General features: G+C 51.8%; 3 protein-coding genes. All 3 read right to left on the reverse strand.

From position 1 onward, the window contains the following. Positions 1-50: 50 nt before the first annotated feature. Positions 51-1,847, reverse strand: a complete 1,797-nt coding sequence (locus NW853_RS11360) for a DUF4347 domain-containing protein (protein WP_414349059.1) — start codon at positions 1,845-1,847, stop codon at positions 51-53. Positions 1,848-2,623: 776 nt separating this feature from the next. After that, positions 2,624-2,803, reverse strand: coding sequence for a hypothetical protein (locus tag NW853_RS11365; RefSeq protein ID WP_414349060.1), 180 nt, complete (start codon positions 2,801-2,803; stop codon positions 2,624-2,626). A 157-nt stretch (positions 2,804-2,960) separates the two neighbouring features. Beyond that, positions 2,961-3,639 (reverse strand): vWA domain-containing protein (locus tag NW853_RS11370; protein ID WP_414349061.1); only part of this gene is annotated, 679 nt, incomplete at its 5' end.

Below are 3,639 nucleotides of genomic sequence, written 5' to 3' on the forward strand. Positions count from 1 at the left end.
GGACCTCCGAGTTCTACACAGAGGAGATCGTCGGCTGCGGCTGATGTGTATTAGAGACAGGGCGTCGGGGTTGGAGTTGGCGTTGGGGTTGATGCTGGAGTAACTTTGACGGTAATGGTGGCTTCGTTGGAAATTAGGCCCTGTATATCTTTTACGGTGTACTTAATTGGGGTAGTGGTACCTGTGAAGCTAAAATCCGGAGTAAAAGTGACTTCCCCAGTAACTGGGTTAACAGTGTATGTGCCTTCTCCGGGGACCGTCAGAGTAGTTTGCTGTCCAGGAGAGCTTGGATCTAGGTCAATGGTACTGGGATCCAAATTAAAGACATACCCTACATCATTAGACAGAATCGTGATGGTGACTGGTGTATTTGGGGGAGTTGTAGCAGCGTCATTGTTGGCAAGAGGGTTGTAAGCCACAATTCCCCCCCCTGCCGTCATATCCCAGCCGCCGTTGATTTGATTCGTGTTTTTTGAGAACGTGTTGAAGTTTTTAACTGAGCCGGTTACATCATTGCCAACTACTGAGTATCCAAAGAATGTTTGACTAGGTGATATGCCTAGATCTTGGAAGCTTACGAAAACTCCCGATAGCGGTTGGTTTAGTCCAAAAGAAGTAATAGTCGTGTCTAGAGGTTGAGTTCCACACTTATCGCTATGCACGTTTGTATTAATAAATGTGCCTTTCGACCAAGTACCGGATCCAACTGCAACAACCGATCCGTAAATGTAATTTACGGGGTTGGGATCAAGCTTGGTGATAGCAGCCATCCTAAAAGAGTCATTGCCGCCTCTATCCAGAAGGAGAAACCCGATTTTATCTAGATTGGCACTAGGCGCAGTTATGCCACCTGGCGTGATAAAGTCAACTCTTTCTATGTTATTGAGGTTGACAGTGCCAGTATCTTTGTTTGTAAAAATATTATCTGTCCCTGCCTTAATAACCGGATTTATAGGATTGATTAAGAGAGCCTGCTCCATAGCTGTAATTCCAAGGCTGCCAGGAGTGTCTGGAGGAACGACCCAGACAATGTTACAAATCCCTGCTGCTTGGTCATTATCAACTCTTCTTAAAATAACTTGGTTAGTTGCGTCGATGAGAGAAAGCTTGTTAGTACCTACTTGGATGTTTGCTAAAACAAAGTTAGCATCCAGAGTGGGCGTGGCACCAACCTGTAAGGTATGTTGGTAACGATGCTCCACTGAGCCTTCCACAAAAATTGTGGGGGTAGCAATGGAGCTGGTCGCAGCCTCTAGAACCCAATCTGCATCGTATCCAGCATATCCTGTAAGGTTGGTAGAAGCGGCAATATCAGCTCCTGTTAGATGAGCTAGCTGCTTGATGAGAAGCTCTCCCTCTAAGCCAGATGCCACTTCGCAGCCATAGACCAAGATCTCTGCATCATCAGCCAGGCTAGATTTCCACTGCGAGAGCAAGCTTGCATATTCGGATAGGTTTTCTAGGCTGAGAAGGCTTTTGCCCAACTGTATTGAGCCCGCCTGCCCGTGAGATAGAACGTGCAAAGCTCTAACACCTTTTCGACCTCGCAGCGCCTCGGCGATCTGCTGGATCCCATCTCTGTTAGGGTCCAAAAGAATAATCTCTGTTCCAGGTCGGATCCCTGCTAGCAAGATCGACAGATCGGGCAAAGCTTGGTCGATAAAGACCAGCTCATCTTGAGCAGAGTGTTGCAGAAGTATATTCCCTGATGTAGTGGAGTCGGCATTCTCCACTCTCAAAAGCAAAATGAGCAAAGCTGTGGAAACGGATCCCAAAGTACGGCTGAGAATCTGCAGTAGCCCGGCGGGTTGCTTAGAGTTGGGCAGAGACGGTCTTGAGGTCAACATCTAACACTCCTCGCTTTTTCAGGGAATGTCTTCAAAAAAGAAAGAAACAGGACTCAATTCCAAGCGAAGCAGCTACAAATTGTCCACTCTCACTGTAACTGGGTTACTGAATACTAAAGTTCCAGATGATAGACGGACTGAAGCTCTATTGGTGATGACGATGGGTAGGGTAGGAGCCTCAGGAGAAGGTGTTGCTGCCGGCAAAGGAGTTCCGGGAGCAAGAGGAGAAGCTGGTGGCCGAGTTGCCGGCGGTTCAATGGGCACTGGAGGCGGAGTAGGCACCGGGATCCGCAGCCGACAGGGTTGATCGGATTGATTGCCTTCCGGGGCATAGCAAACTCGAATCAGATCCTCTACAAAACGCAGTCCATTAAAACTCAGCCGATCCGCTTGCTGAATGATATCGGCAATAACTTCCTCTAGGTTACGGGCAGTTCTGGAAAGAGGAATGCTAACAAACAAAATGTTCTCCAAATCCCTAACCTCAGGGGGGGCCAAGTTCGAGAAGGGCACTCGCTCCCGTTCCCGCAGCAAGATGCGATAGAGAGCCTCGCTCCAAGGAGAGACATCGACGGCTGCACTGAAAACAAATCCCCGCAGCGGTGTAGGCTGGCTGGCCTGCCGTCCCTGCCCAACGAGGTTCGATTGCACCGAAACCAATTTCCCCGGCGGCTGCGTGATCGAGCCAGAAAAGGGAATCGTAAAGCGCAAGTTGCTATCCAGGGTGGCAGTGGCCAAGGGGGGAAACAAAATCTCTCCCCGTGAGCTCAAGCCGACTAGCTGAACTGAGTTGCCTGCCGAAAAGACTGGCCCGCCTGCACAAAGAGTAGCCGTGGATCCCGGGCCACAAAGCTGACCAAAGGGATCAACGACCAGCCCCAGGATGGCAGCCGCGGAGCCGGCAGCGGGATCCCTTGTCGGCAACTCCACCCCAGCAGGATTGCCAGAGCCGCCACTACCGCAACTTTTCAGCAAAACAGTGAGGGAACCTGTAACCACAGCAGCCAGGACAAGCGCAGCCGGTCGCCAAAATCTGCTGGATGTGCCCAGTCGTCGAAACATATGCCTATGCCTCGCTCTCAATTGCGGATGTTGTTGGTTTGCAGAAGGGCTCTAGCGGGATCCCACCGTGAGAACGGCGTCGCTAAAGGATGTCACAAAACGGCTTCCCTCTCTCTCGACCCGCAGTTCGCCGCTGAGAAGATAAGAGCCAGCAGGTAGGGGAACATTACTTTGTACCCGCACCTGCAGGCGGTGCTCTCCAATAGCAGCAGGGAATAGATTGGCAAAGGGAGCTTCCAGAGCCTCGGCAAACCGCGCCAGCACAAACGTGCCTTCTGTGGCCGCCGCCAGTCGCTGGAGCTCCAGCAGGTTTAAGTCAACGCCCAGCCCAACTACATACACGGTCAGCTTCTGCCCCCGCTCTTGGGCCAGAGTTGTGAGCTCCCGAATGGTCTGGTCAATGGAGCGGGTGCTCTCGTTGTCGATGCCGTCGGTAAACACCACCAGGCGGCGGTTGAAGGTCTCATTGGGGCGAAAGTCACTTAAGAAACGCCCGGCTTCCACCGTGGCGTCATACAAGGCGGTGTTCCCACCGGGATTTGCCCGCAATACCCCTCGCCTAAGCAGTTGCTTGTCGCTGGTGAAGTCTTGCAGCAGTTGGGCCGTGCGCAAAGGCTGGCCGAGAGCCGTAGCGCCAAAACCGGCCCCTCGGTTATCAAAACGGAGCACCGCCCCCAGATCCAAGGGTGTGGTGCGAAATTGATCCAAAAGCCCAAAAACAGCTAAGAAG

Source organism: Synechococcus sp. H55.11, from assembly GCF_047462475.1.
Lineage (GTDB): Bacteria > Cyanobacteriota > Cyanobacteriia > Thermostichales > Thermostichaceae > Thermostichus.